This is a genomic window from Marinobacterium aestuariivivens (assembly GCF_042661465.1).
Taxonomy (GTDB): Bacteria; Pseudomonadota; Gammaproteobacteria; order Pseudomonadales; family Balneatricaceae; genus Marinobacterium_A; species Marinobacterium_A aestuariivivens.
Map to the genome: position 1 here is coordinate 1,226,286 of NZ_JBHSWE010000001.1, position 20,662 is coordinate 1,246,947.

Consider the following 20,662-nt stretch of genomic DNA (forward strand, 5'->3'; position numbering starts at 1 on the left):
CACCCTACGTTATCCCCGGCACTGCGGCGCAAAGGTGGCGCCCTGTAAACTGTCAACTGGTCGCTGTTCACTCTCAAGAGCCACCCACCGTGGCGACAATCGTCACCTTCTTGTTCTCCGGTATCTCCTGATAGGAGAGTACATGGATTACATGATTGCCGTAACGGACGAATTTGGCCATCAACGGCCGCACCGGCGCCGCCACCAGCAGAATCGACGGCTTCCCGGCCATCTCCTGATTCTGCGCCGCGTTCGCCAGGGACGTCTGCAGGCGCTCGGCCATGCCGGGCTCCAGCGCCAGGCCGTCGCCACCGCTCTGGCTCTGTACCGAATTCAGCAGCAGCTGCTCGAGCTTCGGATCCAGGGTGATCACCGGAATCTCGTCACCGGAACCGTTGATCTCCTGGATGATCAGCCGCGACAGCGACACCCGCACTGCCGCCGTCAACGCCATCGGGTCCTGGGTACGCCCCACGGCCTCGGCGAGCGCTTCGGCGATGCTGCGGAAGTCCTTCAGCGGCACCTGCTCCATCAGCAGCCCCTGCAGCACTTTCAACAGAGCGCTGACCGAAAGCTTGCCCGGCACCAGCTCTTCGACCAGTTTCGGCGAATGCCTGCCCAGCATCTCCAGCAACTGCTGCACTTCCTCGTGCCCGAGCAGCTCATGGGCATGGGTCTGCAGCAACTGATTCAGATGGGTCGCCACCACGGTGCTGGCGTCGACCACCGTATAGCCGAGCGACTGGGCATGCTCCTTCTGACCAGCCTCTATCCAGACCGCTTCGAGACCAAAGGCCGGATCCTTGACCGCAACCCCTTTCAGGGTACCGAATACCTGCCCCGGATTGATCGCCAGCTCCCGGTCCGGATAGACCTCGGCCTCGCCGACGATCACCCCCATCAGCAGGATGCGGTAACCGCCCGGCAACAGGTCGAGGTTATCGCGAATATGCACCGAAGGCACCAGAAACCCGAGATCCTGGGACAGCTTGCGCCGGACCCCCTTGATTCGGCCAAGCAACTGACCGCCCTGCAGCTTGTCGACCATCGGAATCAGCCGGTAGCCGACCTCGAGACCGATCATGTCAACCGGCATCACATCGTCCCAGTCGAGCTCCTTCTGCTCTTCGGGGCCCGACATCGGCTGGGTACGGGCCAGCTCCTGCTGGTCGGCGGCCGCCTCCACCGCTTTCTCGCGTTGCCGCTTCAGGATCCACCAGGCCACGCCACCGGCCGCGGCGGCAAGTGTCAAAAAAGCGACATGCGGCATGCCGGGCACCACGCCGATAATCGCCAGCACCGCCGCCGCGACGATCAGGGCCCGCGGTGCCGCGAACATCTGGTCCAGCACCTGATGCCCCATGTCCTGGGAGGAGTTCTGCCGGGTCACAGTGATGGCGGCGGCGGTCGACAGCAGCAGTGACGGAATCTGCGCCACCAGGCCGTCACCGATGGTCAGCATCGAGTAGTACTGGATCGCCAGATCGAAGCTGAGACCATGCTGCAGCATCCCGATCGCCAGGCCGCCGATCAGGTTGATGGCCAGGATCAGAATCCCGGCCACCGCATCGCCGCGGACGAATTTCGAGGCACCGTCCATGGCACCGTAGAAGTCCGCTTCCTGGGTCACTTCCCGACGGCGCTGTTTCGCTTCATCCTGACTGATCAGGCCGGCATTGAGGTCGGCATCCACGGCCATCTGCTTGCCCGGCATGGCGTCAAGCGTAAAGCGGGCACTCACTTCGGAAATACGGCCGGCACCCTTCGTCACGACGACGAAGTTGATGATCACCAGGATCAGGAACACCACGATACCGACGACATAGTTGCCGCCGATCACCACCGAGCCGAAGGCCTCGATCACCTTGCCCGCCGCATCGCCGCCTTCGTGGCCGTACAGCAGCACCACCCGGGTAGACGCCACGTTCAGCGCCAGGCGCAGCAGGGTCGCAACCAGCAGAATCGTGGGGAAAACGGTGAATTCCAGGGCCGCAGCGCATAGACGCAGACCAGCAGCACCACCAGAGACAGCGCGATATTGAACGAGAAGAAAACGTCGAGCAGGAAGGGCGGTATCGGCAGCGTGACCATCGCGATCACGACCAGCAGCAACAGCGGTACCCCCAGGTTACCCTGGCTCAGGTTGCGTACGTTGCTGAGAATAACGGCTCTGTCCAACTGGCTTCCTGTCAAATTTCAGTCACCCGATCCCGGGATCCAGTGCACTGTCGCCGGAGTCAGACCCGCGACGGAAAGAAGTTCAAAATTTTGACGCCTATAAAAGCGTGCAAAAGAATGGATGCAATAATCTAGCCAACCCGGCCCGAGTATCCGGTGCGGTGCGCTTCGCTAAGACCGCAAATCATCCGGTATATCGAGATCATCGTCACGCATCGGCGGCGGCGCATCGGCCGCGCGCTGGCGATAGCGTCTGAGCTGGTAGACATAGGCCAGCACCTGGGCCACGGCCTTGAAGAGCCCGGCCGGGATCTCCTGTTCAAGCTCGGTATGCTGGTATAGCGACCGCGCCAGCGGCGGCGCCGACAGAATCGGCACTTCGTGCTCCACCGCCAGCTCGCGGATCTTCAGCGCCACGAAATCGGCCCCTTTCGCCAGCACCACCGGCGCCCGGCCGGACTCGGGATCGTATTTCAGCGCCACCGCATAGTGGGTCGGGTTGGTGATCACCACATCGGCCTCGGGCACCCGCGTCATCATCTTGCGCTGGGAGATCTCGCGCTGCAGCTGACGGATACGGCCCTTCACCTCGGGCTTGCCCTCGGTGTTCTTCATCTCGTCCTTCACTTCCTGCATCGTCATCTTCAGCTTCTTGCTGTAATCGTACAGCTGGAAGGGCACGTCGATGAATGAAATCAGGATCAGGGTGGCGCTGATGGCCAGGAAGGCCCAGATGACAATCTCCACGGCATCGCCGATGGCCGTCATGACATCCTGGGCACCAAGGGCCAGAAGCCGGGGCTGCAGCACCCCCAGCACCAGCACGGCCCCTGTCGCGACCAGCACGAACTTGGCCAGGGCCTTGATCAGTTCCACCAGCGCCTTGAGGGAAAACATGCGCTTGAGGCCCGACAACGGATTGATGCGACTGCCCTTGGGCTGGATCGCCTGGGCGCTGAAGTTCCAGCCACCGAGCGCAATCGGGCCGATGATGGCCGCCAGCAGCACCAGCCCGAAAAAGCCCGAAAATGCCAGCAAGGCATCGAACAGGGAGCGTGCCAGATGGGCAAACATCATCGCCGGATCGAACACCGTTTCCCGATCGAGGCTGAAGTTGCCGCTCATCATGCCCGCCATGAGACGCGCGACTTGGCCGCCGAAGATCAGCGCACTGGCCGCCGCCGCCAGCAGCAGCACCGTCGCCCCCAGCTCCCGGGATCGCGGTACGTCGCCCTTTTCCCGCGCCTCGCGCAGGCGTTTGGGAGTCGGGTCTTCGGTCTTTTCCTGACCGCTCTCGTCAGCCATGGATCAACTGCCTCTGCCAACCATTCGTCGTTACGGTCTTTTCCTGACCCTTTCGATTAACTGCCTCGCATCAGCCATGGATCAACCGCCTCTGCCAACCATTCGTCGTTACGGTCTTTTCCTGACCCTTTCGATTAACTGCCTCGCATCAGCCATGGATCAACCGCCTCTGCCAACCATTCGTCGTTACGGTCTTTTCCTGACCCTTTCGATTAACTGCCTCTCGTCTGCCATTGGTAACTCCGTTAGGCGTTACGCATTACGCGTCACGATTAACCCAGCCATGTAGGGTGCCGGTAAGCGAAACACACCGCACCACCTGCAACGTCACCTACCCGCCGCCGAGAAAAATCAGGCTGATCTGCTCCAGCGCTTCGGTCGCAATGCGCTGGTACTGGCCGAGAAAGCCGCTCAGGCTGGCCCAGGCGATCAGCAGGCCCATCAGCATGGTGAAGGGAAAGCCGATGGCGAAAATGTTCAGCTGTGGTGCTGCCTTGGTAATGATGCCGAAGGAGAAGTTGATCACCAGCAGTGCCGTGATCGGCGGCAGCGCCATCAACAGCGCCGACGCGAACATCCAGCCGCCGCTGCGGGCGACATCGGCGAAGACGCGGCTGCCGAGCCCCTCCATCCCCACCGGAATCAGCTCGAAACTGCGGGCCAGCGCATCGATCATCACCAGATGGCCGTCCATGCCGAGGAACAGCAGCATCACCAGCTGCAGCAGGAACTGGCTGAGCACCACCACCGAAACGCCGTTGACCGGGTCCGAGACCGATGCGAAGCCCAGGCCCATCTGGGTCGAGATCAGCTGACCGCCGACGACAAATACCTGCAGCAGAATCTGCACCATGAATCCCATGGCCGCCCCGATCAGGATCTGCTGGGCGATGACCAGATAACTCTGGATCGAAAAGGCCTCGAAGACCGGCATCGGCGGCAGCACCGGCACCAGCAGCAGCGTGACCGCCAGCGCCAGGCCGAGCCGGATGCGGGCCGGCACCAGCGTGCTGCCGATCATCGGAATCGCCATGAAAAAGAAGCCACGCGAAACAGCGGCCAGAGAAAGCGGGCCACCCAGTCCTCGATTTCCAGCAGACCGATCTCGAACATCGACTACACCACCCCGATCAGCTGGGGAATGGCTTCGAAAATCATGCGAAAGTGATCCAGCAGCCGGGTCAGGATCCAGGGACCGGCCCACATGATCATGCCCAGCGTGATGATCAGGCGCGGCAGGAAACTCAGGGTCTGCTCGTTGATCTGGGTCGCGGCCTGGAACATCGAGATCAGCAGCCCGACCAGAAGACTCGGCAGGATAATCAGCGTCACCAGCAGCACCACCAGCCAGAGGGCTTCGGCGAAGATATCGAGCGTCAGCTGTGGTGTCATGGATTTTATTCCTCCTCGAGCCGGACCGCTCGCGTAGGGTGGAATGAGCGAAGCGAATTCCACCGGTGACCTCGGGCGGCCCGGAGTCTGGTTTAATTCAGCCGCGGTGACCGCCGGTGGAATTCGCACCTTCGGCGCTCATTCCACCCTACGAAATCGTATAGCCATTTACAGCCCGAAACTGCTGGCCAGGGTGCCAACCACCATCACCCAGCCGTCGACCAGCACGAACAGCATGATCTTGAACGGCAGCGAGATGATCACCGGCGACAGCATCATCATCCCCATCGCCATCAGCACGCTGGCGACCACCAGGTCGATCACCAGGAAGGGGATAAAGAGCATGAAGCCGATCTGGAACGCCGTCTTCAGCTCGCTGGTCACGAATGCCGGCACCAGCACGCTGAAGGGTATCTGCTCCGCCGACTCCACCGGCGCCGTCTTCGAAAGCTGCATGAACAGCTCGAGATCGTTTTGCCGGGTCTGCATCATCATGAAATCCCGGAACGGTGCGGCCGCGAGCCGCACCGCTTCGAGCGGCTCCAGTTGTTCGTCGAGATAAGGCTGTACCGCATCCTCGTTCACCCGCTCCAGCACCGGCGTCATGATAAAGAGCGTCAGGAACAGCGACAGACCGATCAGCACCTGATTGGACGGTGTCTGCTGCAGGCCCAGCGCCTGGCGCAGAATCGCGAATACCACGATGATACGCGTAAAGGAGGTCATCATCATGACCAGTGCCGGCAGGAAGGTCAGCATGGTCATCAGCGCGAGGATCTGGATCGTTACGCTGTAACTTGTAGTGCCGTCCTCGGCGGTGGTGATATTGACCGCCGGAATGCCGATATCCTGGGCGCTGACGGGCAGCGCGAACAGCAACAGCAGCGGCCAGAGCCGCGCCAGCCGCATCAGGGACCGCCCCTGCGGTCGAGAGCCTCGCGCAGCCGTGCGCCGAAGGCACCGCCTTCCCCTGCACGACGACCGGCTCGTCGAAGCGCTCCAGCAGACTGACGCGACCCGGCGCCACCCCGAGCAGCAGTTGACGTTCGCCAACCTGCACCAGTACCGCCTTCTCGCGCGTGCCCAGCGGCAGCGCCGCTATCACCTTCAGATGCCGGCTCTGGCCGCCGATCGCGGTAAAGCGCTTCAGCACCCAGAGCACCAGCAGGATGGCAACAACCACCACCAGCAGCCCCAGCAACAACTGCCCGAGCATCTCGACCGAGACCGGATCCCGCACCGCCGGACGCGCGCCCGAAGCCGTCTCGGCCAAGGCCGGGACAGCCGCCAGCAGTGCCAGACCGGTTACAGCCCTGCTCATCGGCGCAGTTTCTTGATGCGTTCCTGAAGGCTGATCACGTCGGTCAGACGGATACCGTAGCGGTCGTTCACGACGACCACTTCACCGTGGGCGATCAGGGTGCCGTTGACCTTGACGTCGAGCGGCTCGCCGGCCATCCGGCTCAGCTCGATCACCGAGCCCTGGCTGAGCTGCAGCAGGTTGCGAATCGAAATCTCGGTATTGCCGACCTCCATCGACAGCGTCACCGGTATATCGAGAATGACATCCAGCTGCGGGTTCGTCACCGGCGTCGATTCATCCTCCAGCTCGTCCAGCTCGACCGCCCTGGCGTCAGTGGTCTGCTCTTCCATTGCCGCCGCCCACTCGTCCGCCATGGCCTGGTCGTCGACGGCCTTGTCCTTTGCATCGTTCATTTGAATTGGATCTCCGCGACGCCGCTCATTCCGGCGCCTTGAATTTATCGACTATTTTCACTGCCAGATTGGACCTGGAGACCCCCAGACGGCAGTTGAAAACCGGGACCCCCGCGGCACGCAGAATCAGCTCATCGGGGATTTCCACGGGGATGACGTCTCCGGCCTCGAGCTCCATCACGTCCCGCAGCGTGATCTCCCGCTCGGCGACGCTCAGGTTCAGATCCACGTCGGCCGACATGATGTCGCGCTTGAGCGCCTGCATCCAGCGCTCGTCGACCTCGGAGTGCTGAAACCCCGACATCAGCAGGTCCCGGATCGGCTCGAGCATCGAGTAGGGCATGGTGATCTGCAGCTCGCCGCTGCCGCCCTCCAGGTCGACCTGGAAAGTGCTGACCACCACGACCACAGTCGGACTGACCACACTCGCCATCGCCGGGTTCATTTCGTGTCCGGCATGCTCGAAGCGCAGATCCATGACGGGCCGCCAGGCTTCCTGCAGGTTATCGAACAGCAGAGCCAGCGTCTTGTAGACGAGACGGGTCTCGGTCGGCGTGAAGTCCCGCCCCTCGATCTTGGCATGACGGCCGTCGCCGCCGAAGAAGTTGTCGACCAGCCTGAACACCAGCTTGGCGTCGAGAATGAACAGCGCCGTGCCATGCAAGGGGCGCACCCGCACGAGATTCATGCTGGTCGGCACGTAAAGCGTATGGATATAGTCGCCGTACTTCATCATGCGAATACTGCCGACACTGACGTCGACGGTCTTGCGCAGAAGGTTGAACAGGGAGTGGCGGGTATAGCGGGCAAAGCGCTCGTTGATCATTTCGAGCGTGGGCATGCGCCCGCGGACGATACGCTCCTGACTCGCCAGGTCGTAATTGTTGACTGCGCCAGCGTCCGCGGACTCGACCTCTTCGGGTTCTTCAACATCCCCGTCGTCGACACCATGGAGAAGCGCATCGATTTCGTCCTGTGACAGCAGATCCTTAACCGACATCCGGACCGCTCCGTTACTGCATGACAAAGTTGGTGAACAGGATAGTCTCCACACCGGGCTGGCCGATCTTGTCCTGCATGATCCCCCGTACCAGGTCGGTCGCCTCCTGGCGCAGCCGCTCCTTGCCCTCCAGGGTTCGCAGCTGCTCGAATCGCTGGGTCCCGAAAAGCGCATTGAGGCGCGCGACCACCAGCGGCATGTGCAGCGCCAGCGCCTCGTCGACTTCGGGATTGCGGCTCTTGGCCTCGACATAGGCCTGCATGTAATGACGACGACCATCGTCCGAGGGCAGCGTCACGACGAACATCGGCTTGCCCTCGAGCGTACGGACCTTGGTATAGAGGGCCTTGGCGCGCTCGTCCCCGGCCTCGGCCTCCTCCGACGAAGACCCGTCGGACCCGAGCAGGAAATAGGCCGCAGCTCCACCGCCACCGACCAGCAGCACAAGCCCGACAAGGCCGATATAGAGCCATTTGCGCGATTTCCTGCCACCCGCACCGGCCTCTGCCGCTTCGTTTTCCTGCGCCATGAGTCCCCTCCCTAACGTTGGGGCTTACTATAACACACTGATATTAAGGCTCTAAACGTACTGGTCCACCAGCGAGAGGCTCAGCGCCTCCTCCGCGCCAGCCCCCGATCCGGCCTCGTCTGCCGGCTCCGCCAGCAAAGCCGCCGGACCGGACCCGCGACCCGAACCCTGGTCCCGACGCCCCGAATCCTCGGCAACGGTACTGTGCTCGAGATTCAGCCCCTGCTCGGCCAGCATCTCGCGCAGGCGTGGCATCTGCTGCTCGAGCGCGTCCCGTACCGCGGCATGGGGTGAACTGAAGCTCAGGCTGACCTGCTCGTGCTGGATCTGCAGCCGCACCTGCAGGCTGCCCAGCTCCGGCGGATCGAGCTGAATCTCGGCCACCTGCAGGTTGCCGGCCGACATCACCAGAATACGCTCGCCCACCGCCTGCCCCCAGGCCGGCGTACCGGGCGGCAACCCCGGCGGCAGACTCATGCCCGCCGCGGGCGGCGCAACCCCGTTCCCCGGCGCTCTGGCGGCGGCGTGCGGTGTCTGCGCCAGCGCCCTGGGAGCAGACTCGTCAGCCCCGTCCTCGGCCGCGCCACCCGGCACCGCTTCGGCACCGGACTCCGCCTGGGCTATAGCGTTCGCGGCAGCGGCCAGGGCCTGACCCGCTCCGACTCCTGCCGCCCCGGCGTTCACCGAGCCAGGCACAGGCGCTCCCGCCGGCAGGACTGCCGGACCCGGGCCACCGGCACCGCCCCCGGCGATCGCAGCCCCCTGCATCACCGGGACCTGTGGGGCCTGCCCCGACTGCCGGGCCTGGATCGCACGCGCGACGCCGTCTGGCAAAGGCTTGCGTTCCGCCTGCTGCACGCGCTGCAGAAGGGCGCCGATATCGCCGGCCCGATCCTGGTTTTCGCCCGCCGTCGGGCCGTCGTTTGCCGGTGCCGCGGCCGCAATCGGGGACCGGGAGGCCACTGCCGTCGCATTCGGCTCAAGACCCGCACCGGCGCCGGCTTCGCGGCCGGCATCACCTGCCCGTCCCGGCTGCCGGAGTCCCGGGGCGGACGCTGCAGCAACATCACCGGCTGCAACCGGGCTGCCGGCAGCGGCAGCGGCAGCGGTACCAACGCTGGCCATCGACCGCCCTCCGGCGACGGCCTCCGCGCCCGGCGACCCGGGAGTGCCGTCTTTAGCGAAGGCGCCCGGCGAACGGGTTCCGGGGCCGTAATCCGCTGCCGCCGCGCCGGCGTTCGCCAGGCCGCTCCACCCGGGCGCCGCCTGCATCGGCGGCGGCGACAGCACAGCCCCTTCCGGCACCAGGGATGCATCCTCCGTGGCGAGATCATCGACGTCGATTCCCGGCTGCAGAACGCTGGCCGCGGCCGGGCCGGCTGCCGCTGCCGCCGGCAACGGAGCCGTCGCCGGCGGCAACGTTTCGCCGCCTTCAGCGGCCTGCGGCTGCGCACCCGAGGCCCCGGCGAATACGTCGGCAAACGCGGGCCGGGACGACGACGTTTGCGCGAAGCCCTCTCCCTGCGGCGCTCGGACGGTGGCGGACAGCAAGCTTCCTGGGGATGCCGGGATCAGCGAGGCGACCATCGATGACTCCTGAAAAAATATGGATACCCGGATAACAGCAAATAGCGGGCCAATCTAAATAAACGGCGGGCGGATCAGCTGGGAACGTTCATCGAGGGCTTTCTGCAGCTGCTTTTCGGCATCGGCGCGCTCCTGGTCGAGCGCCCGGTCGGTGAGTTTCTGCATCGCCTTGAGGTGGCCGTAGGTCTGGCGCCAGTACTGCTCGACCTGTTCGAGCTGCTCGCGGTTGGTCTTCATCGCTTCGCGGTGCTGGCGCAGCGTGGATTCGATCTTCTCGATAAAGGCCCGCGCCATCAGCAACTGATCCACCGCGACGCCCTGCCGCCCCTTGTGCTGGAGCTGCTGCTGGTATTCGGCGAGAAACTGTTCGAGCTGGGCCAGGGTAGCCTCGTCACGCGTCACCCGGGCGCGGCTGTCGGCAAGGAACTGGTCGGCCTGGCGTTTCTTGCGCTCGGCCAGGTCCGCCAGCAGTGACATGCGATCGGAGCGTTTTTTCATTGGTGGGAGACCGCTCTGTGGGCGAAGGGCCAGGGTGCCGACTTCGTTCGCCCGGGGGCCGGGCGCCTACGGGCATTCATCGCTTGGCTCCCGCGGCCGGCGCCGGCGCCGTCGGTGGCGGCGACAGCACCATCGCCAGCTCCTGGATGCTCTGGGCCAGCGGTTTGGCCTCGTTCAGCCCCTGCTGCAGAAAAGCCCGCAGCACCGGCATCCGCTCGATGGCAAAATCGGTGTCGGGGTCCGTACCCCGGGTGTAGGCCCCGACGGTGATGAGGTCCTCGTTCTGCTGATAACGCGACATCAGCTGCTTGAAACGCATCGCGGTGGCCAGGTGGTTGGCGTCGACGATGGACGGCATGGCGCGACTGATCGAAGCCTCGATATCGATGGCCGGATAGTGCCCCTGCTCCGCCAGGCGGCGCGACAGCACCACGTGACCGTCGAGAATCGCCCGCGCCGAATCGGCCACCGGATCCTGCTGGTCGTCGCCCTCGGTCAGAACCGTGTAGAAGGCGGTAATGGAGCCGCCGCCGGTGGCGCCGTTGCCGGCACGCTCGACCAGCCGCGGCAGCTTGGCGAATACCGAGGGTGGATAACCCTTGGTCGCCGGCGGCTCGCCGACCGCCAGGGCGATCTCCCGCTGCGCCTGGGCATAGCGGGTCAGCGAGTCCATCAGCAGCAGCACATTGCGCCCCTCGCTGCGAAAGTGCTCGGCAATCCGCGTCGACAGCTGCGCCGCCCGCATGCGCATCAGCGGCGAGTCGTCCGCCGGCGATGCCACGACCACCGACCGCGCCAGCCCCTCCTTGCCGAGGCTGTGCTCGATGAACTCCTTGACCTCGCGACCACGCTCGCCGATGAGCCCGACGACGATGATTTCGGCCTCGGTGAAACGGGTCATCATGCCCAGCAGCACCGACTTGCCGACGCCGCTGCCGGCAAAGAGCCCGAGGCGCTGACCGCGCCCGACGGTCAGCAGCGCGTTGATCGCGCGAATGCCGACATCGAGGGTCTGCTCGATCGGGTGTCGCTCCAGCGGATTGATGGTCTCGCCGCTCAGCGAGACATGGGTCTGCGCCTCGATCGGCCCCTTGCCGTCGAGCGGTCGCCCGACGCCGTTGAGCACCCGCCCCAGCAACCCGGGTCCGACAGCCACCTGGCTGGCGCCGCCGAGCGGCATGACGACGGCACCCGGCTGCAAGCCGTCAATACTGTCGAGCGGCATCAGATAGATGCGGTCGCCGGAAAAACCGACCACCTCGGCCTCGACCTCCAGGCCCGGCCTGACGCGAATCAGGCAGTACTCGCCGACCGCCACCTGCAGGCCGACAGCCTCGAGCGTGAGACCGATCAGACGGGTAATCCGGCCCTCGGCCTGAGCCCGGGGCGGCTGGTAGTCGAGGTCGAGGTAACGCTGCAGGCGCTGCAGAACCCGGGACATGGCGTCAATATTCCGTCACAGGTCTTGCGCGTCCGACGGATTGGCGGCCAGCCGCTCGCGCAACTGGTCCGCCACCTGACGAAAACGGCTTTCGACCGTCTGGTCGACCCGGCTGTTGTCGGTGCGCAGGAGACAGCCACCCGGTGTCACGGCGGCATCGGGCACCAGGCTCCAGTGCTCACGGCTCTCGACCAGCGGCTGCAGCAGCACCTCGTTCTCGGGATTGACGTGAATGCGCACCGGACCGCCCTCGCCCGGCAGCTGGGCCAGCGCCTCGTCGACGGACCGGCGGATCAGCTCGGGCCGGCAGCCCAGTTCGTGCTGCGTGACCGCCTCGGCCAGCTGAATCACCAGCTGCATCAGGCAGTGTTCCAGCTCCAGGGTGCGTGACGCCAGCGGCGCCTCCAGCTCGTCGAGCATGGCACCCAGGCGCTCGAGGGAGCGGGCAATCTCCTGCTGTCCCTGCTGCAACCCCTCCTTGAGGCCCTGCGCACGCCCCTCGGAAAGCCCCTGTTCGAAGCCTTCGCGGCGCCCCTCTTCCAGCCCCTCCTGACGCGCCTCCTCGCTGATGCGCTCGAGCTCGGCCAGGGTCAGCTTGCCGTCGCCGAACGGCACATCCTCCGGCTCGAGCTGCTCCTCGACCGTCTCGGGTTCCCGCTCCACGAGCGCGATGCGGTGCTTGCCCTGAACCTGCGGCAGCTGCCAGGGCTTGACCTGACCGACATCCGCCGCCCTGATTCTGACCGGGACCTTGTCTGCCGGATTCAAATCAGCTCCTCGCCGCTACCGGCCAGGACGATCTCGCCCTCTTCGGCCAGACGGCGCGCCACCGACAGGATCTCTTTCTGCGCCGCCTCGACCTCGCTGACCCGGACCGGTCCCGCCGCCTCGAGATCATCGCGCAACAGCTCGGCTGCACGCTTTGACATGTTCTTGAAGATTTTTTCCTGCAGTGCCGAGTCGGCGCCCTTGAGCGCCAGCACCAGCAGGTCGGTCGAGATCTCGCGCAGCAGCACCTGGATGCCACGGTCGTCGACATCGACCAGGTTGTCGAAGACGAACATCAGGTCAGCAATCTGCGCCGCCAGCTCCTCGTCAGCATCACGGATACCGTCCATGACTTCCGCCTCGACGGCGCTGTCGATAAAGTTGATGATATTGGCGGTCGCCTTGACGCCGCCCAGGGTCGCGCTCTTGCTCGCCGTGGTACCGGCGAACTGCACCTCGAACAGGTCATTCAGCTCCTGCAGCGCCTGCGGCTGGATCTGGTCCAGCGCCGCCACCCGCATCAGGATATCGAGCCGCACCTTCTCGCTGTAGAAGCTCAGCACCTGGGCCGCCTGATCCGGATCCAGGTAGGCGATCACGACCGCCTGAATCTGGGGGTGCTCGTAGCGCATCACCTCGGCGATCTGACGCGGCTCCATCCAGCGCAGCGTATCGAGTCCGGAGGTGGTGGTGCTCATCAGAATGCGATCGATCAGGGTCTTGGCCTTTTCCTCGCCCAGCGCCTGATTGAGCATCGAACGGATATAGCGGTCGTTGTTGATGCCGATGCCGGTCTGGTCGCTGACCACATGCATGAAATCCGACACCACGGCCTCGACCTGGGACTGGGGCACGTTGTCCAGCTGGGTCATCGCATAACCGATACGCTGAACCTCCCGCGCCCCAGGTGCTTGAGCACCTCGGCGGCATCGGCCTCGCCCAGGCTGATCAACAGTATCGCGGCCTTTTCTATACTGCTCAGCTCACGACCGCCGGCATTATCGCTCATTCTCACCTACCCACTGCCTCACGGCCTGCGCCACCCGCGCAGGATCTTCGGCCACCATACTACGAATGGTATTGATCTGGTATTCGAAGCTTTCATTCGGCGACGGCAGCATATCGCCGCCACCGCCACCGCCGAAGGTGACCCGGTCATCGGGCAGCTCGGCCCCCTCGAGCCCCTCCAGCTCCGCCGCCACGGTACCGGCGCTGCCCAGCCCCGCATTCGCTTCCCGGCCGCCGGACGAGGCAAGATTCTTGAGGATCGGCCGCAGCACCCCGAACACCAGCAGCAGCACGAAAAGCGCCGCCAGCAGCTGCTTGACCAGATCCCAGACCCAGTCCTGCATCCAGATCGGCGTTTCCTCGGTCTCGACCGGACCCTCGGGTGCCGCAAACGGAGAGTTGATCACGTTGACGCTGTCGCCACGCTGCGGCGAATAGCCGACGGCATCCTGGACCAGGATGCGCAGTCGATCGAGCTCGTTCTGGGTCCAGGGTTGCCGCTGCCCTGCGCCGGCGGCGGACATGTCATCCACCACCACGGCCACCGTGAGACGACGGATGCGCCCCATCTGATGACGGGTATAGCTGATCGAGCGGTCCAGCTCATAGTTGCGCACCGCCTGCTTGCGACTGCTGCCGCTGGCCTGCGCGGGACTGCCGGGCACGGCGCCATTGGCCTGCTCCGGCACGGCGGCCGGCCCCGGCGGCTGATTGGACAGGGCACCCGGCACGCCGCCGGGCGACGGTCCCCGGCGCGACTTTCGTCGATGGTCTGCTCGCTGCGCAGGGACGGCAGGTCCGGATTGTAGAGTTCATTGGTCTGCTCGACCGCGGTGAAGTCGATATCGGCGGACACCTCGGCGCGGTAGTTGCCCAGGCCGACCACCGGCTGCAGGATACTGTTGACCCGGTTCAGCAGCGTCTCTTCGACTTTCTGGGTGTAGTCGAGCTGCTTGGCCGCCAGCACCACATCCTCGTCGACTTCACGGGTATTGAGCAAACGCCCTTTCTGATCGACCACGGTGACATCGCGCTGGTCCAGCTGCGGCACCGACGACGCCACCAGGCTGGCGATCGCCGCGACCTGATCCGGCTCCAGCCGGCGTCCGGCGAACAGCTCGATAAAGACCGAAGCGCTGGGTTTGCGCTCGTCGCGGATAAAGACGGTACTTTTCGGAATCGCCAGGTGGACGCGGGCGCTGCGCACCGCCACCAGACTGGCGATGGTACGGGCCAGCTCGCCCTCGAGGCCGCGCCGGTAGCGGGCATTTTCCATGAACTGGCTGGTGCCGAGGGTCTGCTCCTGGTCCAGCAGCTCGAAACCGACGTTCTTGTCGGCGGTGAAACCTTCGGACGCGAGCTTCAGCCGTGCCTGATGCACATGCTCCTGGGGCACCAGGATTGCCCGGCCTTCGGCATCGAACTTGTAGGGCGTGTTATAGAGCCTGAGCTGCTCGATCACCTGATTGGCATCGGCAAAGGAGAGATTGGAGAAGAGCACCCGGTAATCCGGCTGCTGTGACCAGAGCACCACGGCGAACCCGATCGCGACACTGGCCGCCAGACCGACCATCAGGCCGATCTGCCGCAGGATGCTGAGGCTGTTGAAGCCGGCCATCAGGCCGCCTCGACCGCCTTCGAGTGGTGCCGGTGCGTTATCCATTCAGGTGAAGCCGCTTTCCTATCCGTTGTCGTTGCTGTTCCGTATCAGATCGGCATTTTCATGATGTCTTCATATGCCGTCACCAACCGGTTGCGCACCTGCGTCATCGCCTCGAAGGACACCGAAGCCTTTTCCATGCTGATCATCACCTGGGGAAGATCGACAGTGGGGTCGCCCTGCTCGTAGGAAACCGCCATTTTTTTGGCGTCACCCTGCAGATCATTGACCTTGTCGACGGCATTCTTGAGCAATTCGCCGAAGCCGGTTCGATCCACAGCTCCGGGCGCGATGCCCGCACCCTGAAGCGGCGTTTCGATCGGCTTGATCCCCTGCTGCGCCTGGACTTGCAGCGCCCGCATCTGCATCAGCACGCTGTTGATATCGGCTCGATCCACCATTGGGGCCTCCCTTCTGCTCGCCCGGCAGCAATTTGACATTATATGTCGCGAATCCACGTCAGCAAACGACCAATGGACAAAAACGACAAAATATCGTCACCGGGACGTCAATTTTCACGTTGCGCAGAGGTTACCAAGCAAAAAGTGCGCCAAACATATGTTTTATATTTGACGGTGAGGCGAAAATTGTAGGAGCCCGGTCCTCCGGGCGAACTGATTCGGCACCGCGGTCATTCGCCCGCGGAGCGGGCTCCCACAGTGTCGTAGGGTGCCTGTAAGCGAAGCGAAGCGCACCGCACCGACCGTCACCCGTCACCGTCGTTACGGCGCCTCGCCATACTTGAGGCGCACATACATCAGCGCCACGGTGATGGCATCGCCAAGGGCGGTGTGGCGCTCGATGATCGGCACTTCGAGTTTGGAGGCGATGGTATCGAAGCGCAGATCGACGCTGCCGCCGACGGACTTCCATTTGATGATGTCGTGATAGACGTGGGAGAGTTCGATGGTTCGGTTGGGCAGCCCGAATCCGTATCGCGGGCGCAGGTACTTGTCCAGCATCCGCACATCGAAATTGATGTAATAGCCCAGGATCGGCCGGTTGCCGATAAAGGCCAGCAGCTGTTCCAGCGCCTCGTCCATCTCGATACCGTCGGCCAGATCGCTGGCGCGGATCTTGTGTATCTTGATCGAATCGCCGGTCAGGCTGGCCGGCGGTTTGAGCTTGATATCGAGGCGTTCGCTGGTCAGCACCCGCTTGCCGCGTATCTTGACCGCACCGATGGAAATGATCTCGGCGCTACGCACATCCAGCCCCGTCGTCTCGCAGTCAAGCGACACCAGTTCATCCCCCTGATAGGACTCGAACAGCTCGGCGTGGGGGCCACCCCGGTGATCGAGCCTGTCCTTGAATCGCCGGATTGTTCGGGGAATGATCATCATCACACCTCCAAGTGATACCGCTGCGCCAGATGCTTCTTGAATCCCTTGACGATCTGCAGCGCATCACGCAGCAGATCGCGCTCCATCTTGTTCAGCGCCTGCAGGTCGAGCAGGTTCGGCGTCGGATCCCGATCCTGGTCGGACGCCTCGAGGCGGCGGATCTGATGCCGCAGACGCAATTGAACGAACCAGCCCAGCGCCTCGCCCAGCTCCCGTCCCTGCTCCTGCTGCAGCTGTCCCATCTCGGTCAGAGCCTCGATACGGCCGAAGGTGTTGGTGGCGAGAATGCGATGCTCCAGCGCCAGGGTCCGGATACCGTGCACGATCGGAAAGATCCCCCTTCTTGATATCCAGCTGCGCCTTGTCGCGCAGGTTGCCGAAAAAGGTCAGCGGCGTGTCGAACTCCAGTGCCGCGCGGGCGAAATGGGAGAAGAAAACGTCGTTGTTGCGCAGGTGACGCAGGAACCAGTTGCGCGCCGCCTTGAACAGTGCCGGGTTGCCGGCCACCGGCTTGGCATCGACCGCGATCGCCAGTTTCATCACCGACTCGCCGTCGCAGCTGTCGGCCCAGCCGCTGAGCCTGGCGGTCCAGTCGCCGAGCGAATTGACCCACTCGGGGTTGGACACCATGATATTGCCGGGACAGGGCGGAAAACCGAACTGGATCAGCTGTTCGCTGAAGCGTTGCAACGTCGCGGCCATGGCGGGCCAGATCAGCCCCTCGCGGTAGATCACGGCATTGTCCTGGTCGGTCTTGAGAATCTGTTCACCGCGTCCCTCCGATCCCATCACGATCAGGCAGACGTGGGGATGCATGTCTGACGGTATCACCAGATCGAACAGCTTGGACATGATGCGGCCGTTCATGGCCGCCATCAGATCCATCGTGAAGCGGACCTTGACACCATGGGACACCAGCGCCCGGATCAGGTCGTTGAGCCCCCGGGCCGCCTCGCGCAGGCCCTCCACCGTCTGCGCGCGCTCGATGCGCAGGCCGATCACATGGGAGTGGCTGGAGAAATAGCTGAGGATATCGGTCAGCGCCACGATCCCCACCAGTTCTTCGCCCCGCATCACCACCAGCCGCTCGATATGCTGTTGCGTCATCAGCACCAGGGCATTGAACAGGTAGTCGTCCGGGTCGACGGTGACCAGCCGGAAACTGGCGATCTCCGCGATATCGGTCTCCTGCGGCAGACTTCTCAGCACCAGCGCCTCGAGCAGATCGGTCTTGGTGATCATGCCGTGCCGATTGCCCTTGCGCACCAGCACGCAATCGGCTTTCTGCTCGCGCATCAGCTCGGTCGCCTGGCGGATACTGGTGCCCTCCAGCACGCTCAGCGGTTCCTGCATCAGGCCGCTGCTGACCCGTGCCAGCATGAACTCCGCCATATCCTGGTCCTGGCCATGCTGCGCCACGATCTCGGACTTGGCGGAGAGGTTCTGCTGGAAGTAATCGGCGAACTGGGAATTGCCGGATACCAGCTCGAGCAGGATGCGGGTCGGCAGTATATGGCAGATGGTCTCCTCCTCGGCGATGAAGTTGTGGATCGCGCGACCGCGCAGCGCCGACCAGCCGCCAAAATAGTCCTCCTCCTGGTAGTGGACGAAGGCCTGGTGAGGCGCCTCCGTATCGGAGGGTTGGCTGACATCGTTCTCGCTGACCCGCCCCTTGAGAACGATATAGACCCCTTCGGGCTCGCTTCCCGCCGCAATGATGGTCTCGCCCTTCTGGTAGTAGGCGATATCCAGATGCTGCTGCAGATAGGCCTGTTCCTTCTCGTCGAGCAGACTGAACGGCAGGTTGCTTATATTGAATGTTGAGGACATGGGTGCATTCTTCCAGTCTTTGCGTGTACCGTCACCGCAGCGGATTCGGGTGGTTGGTTACGGGTTACGCGTGACGCGTAAACGGTGCCGATCTGTCACGCGTAACGCGTCACCAAAACCAAAGGGCACGCCGGCGAGTTCGCAGGCGTGCCCTTTTCCTATCGAGCCCGCAGGCTCCTACAGTTTAGTGCGCGTGGGCGACACCGGCGCCACGGGGAATACGGATATCCTCGACGATGTGCTGGATATCTTCCGGCGGTGCCGGGGTCATCACCGCGACGACGTAGGCGGTCAGGAAGTTCAGGATCATGCCGACGGTACCGAAGCCTTCCGGCGAGATACCCAGAATCCACTGGTCGGCGGTACCGCCCATGAACTTGAAGTAGATGATGTAGGCCATGGTCACCACCAGACCCACCAGCATGCCGCTGACCGCGCCCTGGGTGTTCATGCGCTTGCTGAAGATACCCATGACGATGACCGGGAACACCGAGGCACAGGCCAGACCGAAGGCCAGGGCCACCACCTGGGCGACGAAGCCCGGCGGATTGATGCCGAAGTAACCGGCAATGGCGATCGCCACGACGGCCGCGAGACGGGCGTACATGAGCTCCTGCTTGTCGGTGATGTTCGGGTTGATGGTCTTCTTCATCAGGTCATGGGAGATCGCCGTCGAGATAACCAGCAGCAGACCCGCAGCTGTCGACAGTGCTGCCGCCACCGCACCGGCGGCCACCAGGGCGATGACCCAGTTTGGCAGATTGGCGATTTCCGGGTTCGCCAGCACCATGATGTCGCGGTCGACGTAGACTTCGTTGGCGAAAGGCGCGCCGTTGACGGCAGCCGGAGCCGTCGCCGGGTTGCTGACCATGCGCTGACCGTGCTCGCCGGTGCCTTCGACAAAGGCCGGCTTGCTGCCTGCGAAGGCGTTGCCCGCGGCATACTGCACCTTGCCGTCGCCGTTATGATCGTACCAGCCGATCAGACCGGAGTTTTCCCAGTTCTTGAACCAGCCAGGCATCTGCTCGTAAGAGGTACCGGCATTGTCGGCGCCGTTGATGGTCTCGATCAGGTTGACGCGACCGAAGCCGGCCACACCCGGGATGGAGGTGTAGAGAATGGCGATGAAAATCAGCGCCCAGCCGGCGGAGGTACGGGCATCCTTGACACGCGGCACGGTGAAGAAGCGCACGATGACATGGGGCAGACCCGCGGTACCGGCCATCAGCGCGACGGTAAAGAAGATCATGTCGATGGTCGACTTCTTGCCCGTGGTATAGGCATCGAATCCCAGATCCACGGAGAGCTGATCGAGGGTTGCCAGTACCGACTGACCGCTGCTCAGGGTTGCACCCAGACCGGTCTGCGGCAGGAAGTGACCGGTGATCTGCGCCGACAGGAAGAAGGCCGGCACGGTGAAGGCCAGGATCAGCACGCAGTACTGAGCCACCTGGGTGTAAGTGATGCCTTTCATGCCGCCGAGCACGGCATAGAAGAACACGATCGCCATGCCGATCACGACACCGGTGTTGATGTCGACGTGCAGGTAGCGGGAGAACACGATACCGACACCGCGCATCTGACCTGCCACATAGGTGAAGGAGATGACGATGGTACAGATGACCGCAATGGTACGGGCGGTGTTGCTGTAATAGCGGTCACCGACGAAATCCGGCACCGTGAACTTGCCGAACTTGCGCAGGTAGGGCGCCAGCAGCATGGCCAGCAGCACGTAACCACCGGTCCAGCCCATCAGGTAGGCGGAACCGTCGCGACCGACGAAGGAGACGATACCGGCCAGGGAGATAAATGATGCCGCCGACATCCAGTCAGCTGCGGTGGCCATGCCGTTGGCGACCGGATGCACGCCGCCACCGGCGACGTAGAACTCTTTGGTCGATCCCGCCCGCGCCCATATCGCAATACCGATATAGAGAGCGAAGGACCCCCGACAAAAAGATATGTTAGGAAATCGAGACTCATGATTATGCCGTCCTTCCAGTGCTGTTATCGTTGTTATTCGTGAACGTCATATTTTTCGTCGAGCTTGTTCATGCTGAACACATAGGCCCAGATCAAGCCGACGAAAACGAAGATGGAACCCTGCTGCGCAAACCAGAAGCCCAGCGGAAAGCCGAAGAACTGGATATTGTCGAGCTGATCGACGAAGAGGATGCCGCAGCCATAGGATACGATGAACCAGATCACCAGATAGGTACTGATAATCCGCAGGTTCTCGCTCCAGTAGGCTTTGGCTTTTTCAGTACTCAGAGACATAGCCGCATACCATTATTGTTGTTGATGTCAGTTCGAATCTAACAAAGCGCGACCGAATACAAAGCCCCGACTTTAGTCAAAGAACGACCGTCACCGGACCCGATGGCATGCTATAACCATCTAAAAACAA

16 protein-coding genes and 6 pseudogenes are annotated in these 20,662 nt (G+C 63.3%); all 22 read right to left on the reverse strand.

What is annotated here, in order from left to right:
* Positions 1-73 precede the first annotated feature (73 nt).
* The 22 genes and pseudogenes from flhA to ACFQDL_RS06565 all read right to left on the reverse strand — a co-directional run bounded on the left by flhA (position 74) and on the right by ACFQDL_RS06565 (position 20,532).
* Positions 74-2,178: pseudogene (flhA, locus tag ACFQDL_RS06460) on the reverse strand (flagellar biosynthesis protein FlhA).
* A 171-nt stretch (positions 2,179-2,349) separates the two neighbouring features.
* Positions 2,350-3,483: a flagellar biosynthesis protein FlhB gene (gene flhB / locus ACFQDL_RS06465; RefSeq protein ID WP_379908300.1), complete on the reverse strand. Its 1,134-nt coding sequence runs from the start codon at positions 3,481-3,483 to the stop codon at positions 2,350-2,352.
* 331 nt (positions 3,484-3,814) lie between these two features.
* The gene (gene fliR / locus ACFQDL_RS06470; protein ID WP_379908301.1) at positions 3,815-4,504 is read right to left on the reverse strand and encodes a flagellar biosynthetic protein FliR; all 690 of its coding nucleotides are present in this window, start codon (positions 4,502-4,504) and stop codon (positions 3,815-3,817) included.
* Positions 4,505-4,599: 95 nt separating this feature from the next.
* Complete coding sequence (gene fliQ, locus ACFQDL_RS06475) at positions 4,600-4,875, reverse strand: flagellar biosynthesis protein FliQ (RefSeq protein WP_379908302.1); 276 nt, start codon at positions 4,873-4,875, stop codon at positions 4,600-4,602.
* Positions 4,876-5,043: 168 nt separating this feature from the next.
* Positions 5,044-5,784 carry a flagellar type III secretion system pore protein FliP gene (gene fliP / locus ACFQDL_RS06480; RefSeq protein ID WP_379908303.1) on the reverse strand — a complete coding sequence of 247 codons (741 nt, stop codon included), beginning with the start codon at positions 5,782-5,784 and terminating at the stop codon, positions 5,044-5,046.
* 115 nt (positions 5,785-5,899) lie between these two features.
* Positions 5,900-6,196 (reverse strand): annotated as a pseudogene (fliO, locus tag ACFQDL_RS06485) (flagellar biosynthetic protein FliO); the annotation flags it as partial.
* Positions 6,193-6,591, reverse strand: a complete 399-nt coding sequence (gene fliN, locus ACFQDL_RS06490; RefSeq protein ID WP_379908304.1) for a flagellar motor switch protein FliN — start codon at positions 6,589-6,591, stop codon at positions 6,193-6,195. The gene fliN and the pseudogene fliO, both read right to left, overlap by 4 nt.
* 25 nt (positions 6,592-6,616) lie before the next feature.
* Entirely contained in the window at positions 6,617-7,591 is a 975-nt protein-coding gene (gene fliM, locus ACFQDL_RS06495) for a flagellar motor switch protein FliM (RefSeq protein ID WP_379908305.1), read from the reverse strand.
* A gap of 13 nt (positions 7,592-7,604) precedes the next feature.
* A complete protein-coding gene (locus tag ACFQDL_RS06500; protein ID WP_379908306.1) occupies positions 7,605-8,120 on the reverse strand; it encodes a flagellar basal body-associated FliL family protein in 516 nt (171 codons plus the stop codon).
* 51 nt (positions 8,121-8,171) lie between these two features.
* A complete protein-coding gene (locus ACFQDL_RS06505) occupies positions 8,172-9,539 on the reverse strand; it encodes a flagellar hook-length control protein FliK (protein WP_379908307.1) in 1,368 nt (455 codons plus the stop codon).
* 222 nt (positions 9,540-9,761) lie between these two features.
* Positions 9,762-10,205: a flagellar export protein FliJ gene (fliJ, locus tag ACFQDL_RS06510; RefSeq protein ID WP_379908308.1), complete on the reverse strand. Its 444-nt coding sequence runs from the start codon at positions 10,203-10,205 to the stop codon at positions 9,762-9,764.
* A 76-nt stretch (positions 10,206-10,281) separates the two neighbouring features.
* Entirely contained in the window at positions 10,282-11,646 is a 1,365-nt protein-coding gene (fliI, locus tag ACFQDL_RS06515) for a flagellar protein export ATPase FliI (RefSeq protein WP_379908309.1), read from the reverse strand.
* A gap of 15 nt (positions 11,647-11,661) precedes the next feature.
* Entirely contained in the window at positions 11,662-12,414 is a 753-nt protein-coding gene (locus ACFQDL_RS06520) for a flagellar assembly protein FliH (RefSeq protein WP_379908310.1), read from the reverse strand.
* Positions 12,411-13,423: pseudogene (fliG, locus tag ACFQDL_RS06525) on the reverse strand (flagellar motor switch protein FliG). Before fliG ends, ACFQDL_RS06520 begins: the two are co-directional and overlap by 4 nt.
* Positions 13,413-14,153, reverse strand: coding sequence for a flagellar M-ring protein FliF C-terminal domain-containing protein (locus ACFQDL_RS06530; RefSeq protein ID WP_379908311.1), 741 nt, complete (start codon positions 14,151-14,153; stop codon positions 13,413-13,415). The pseudogene fliG and the gene ACFQDL_RS06530 overlap by 11 nt, the downstream one beginning before the upstream one ends.
* A gap of 68 nt (positions 14,154-14,221) precedes the next feature.
* Positions 14,222-15,085: pseudogene (gene fliF, locus ACFQDL_RS06535) on the reverse strand (flagellar basal-body MS-ring/collar protein FliF); the annotation flags it as partial.
* A 44-nt stretch (positions 15,086-15,129) separates the two neighbouring features.
* The gene (gene fliE, locus ACFQDL_RS06540; protein ID WP_379908312.1) at positions 15,130-15,483 is read right to left on the reverse strand and encodes a flagellar hook-basal body complex protein FliE; all 354 of its coding nucleotides are present in this window, start codon (positions 15,481-15,483) and stop codon (positions 15,130-15,132) included.
* 321 nt (positions 15,484-15,804) lie between these two features.
* Complete coding sequence (locus tag ACFQDL_RS06545) at positions 15,805-16,422, reverse strand: 3'-5' exonuclease (protein WP_379912928.1); 618 nt, start codon at positions 16,420-16,422, stop codon at positions 15,805-15,807.
* A 2-nt stretch (positions 16,423-16,424) separates the two neighbouring features.
* Positions 16,425-16,748 (reverse strand): putative nucleotidyltransferase substrate binding domain-containing protein, encoded by a 324-nt coding sequence (locus tag ACFQDL_RS06550; protein WP_379908313.1) that lies wholly within the window; start codon positions 16,746-16,748, stop codon positions 16,425-16,427.
* Positions 16,749-17,040: 292 nt separating this feature from the next.
* A pseudogene (locus ACFQDL_RS06555) lies at positions 17,041-18,255 on the reverse strand (DUF294 nucleotidyltransferase-like domain-containing protein); the annotation flags it as partial.
* Positions 18,256-18,439: 184 nt separating this feature from the next.
* A pseudogene (locus ACFQDL_RS06560) lies at positions 18,440-20,238 on the reverse strand (sodium:solute symporter family protein).
* Positions 20,239-20,271: 33 nt separating this feature from the next.
* Positions 20,272-20,532: a DUF4212 domain-containing protein gene (locus ACFQDL_RS06565; protein ID WP_379908314.1), complete on the reverse strand. Its 261-nt coding sequence runs from the start codon at positions 20,530-20,532 to the stop codon at positions 20,272-20,274.
* Positions 20,533-20,662: the final 130 nt, after the last annotated feature.

What these genes read in the sequence shown, in the direction of transcription:
- flhB (WP_379908300.1), bottom strand. Translation starts at nt 3,483, where the DNA reads ATGGCTGACGAGAGCGGTCAGGAAAAGACCGAAGACCCGACTCCCAAA.
- fliR (WP_379908301.1), bottom strand. Translation starts at nt 4,504, where the DNA reads ATGATCGGCAGCACGCTGGTGCCGGCCCGCATCCGGCTCGGCCTGGCG.
- fliQ (WP_379908302.1), bottom strand. Translation starts at nt 4,875, where the DNA reads ATGACACCACAGCTGACGCTCGATATCTTCGCCGAAGCCCTCTGGCTG.
- fliP (WP_379908303.1), bottom strand. Translation starts at nt 5,784, where the DNA reads ATGCGGCTGGCGCGGCTCTGGCCGCTGCTGTTGCTGTTCGCGCTGCCC.
- fliN (WP_379908304.1), bottom strand. Translation starts at nt 6,591, where the DNA reads ATGAACGATGCAAAGGACAAGGCCGTCGACGACCAGGCCATGGCGGAC.
- fliM (WP_379908305.1), bottom strand. Translation starts at nt 7,591, where the DNA reads ATGTCGGTTAAGGATCTGCTGTCACAGGACGAAATCGATGCGCTTCTC.
- ACFQDL_RS06500 (WP_379908306.1), bottom strand. Translation starts at nt 8,120, where the DNA reads ATGGCGCAGGAAAACGAAGCGGCAGAGGCCGGTGCGGGTGGCAGGAAA.
- fliJ (WP_379908308.1), bottom strand. Translation starts at nt 10,205, where the DNA reads ATGAAAAAACGCTCCGATCGCATGTCACTGCTGGCGGACCTGGCCGAG.
- fliI (WP_379908309.1), bottom strand. Translation starts at nt 11,646, where the DNA reads ATGTCCCGGGTTCTGCAGCGCCTGCAGCGTTACCTCGACCTCGACTAC.
- fliE (WP_379908312.1), bottom strand. Translation starts at nt 15,483, where the DNA reads ATGGTGGATCGAGCCGATATCAACAGCGTGCTGATGCAGATGCGGGCG.
- ACFQDL_RS06545 (WP_379912928.1), bottom strand. Translation starts at nt 16,422, where the DNA reads ATGATCATTCCCCGAACAATCCGGCGATTCAAGGACAGGCTCGATCAC.
- ACFQDL_RS06565 (WP_379908314.1), bottom strand. Translation starts at nt 20,532, where the DNA reads ATGTCTCTGAGTACTGAAAAAGCCAAAGCCTACTGGAGCGAGAACCTG.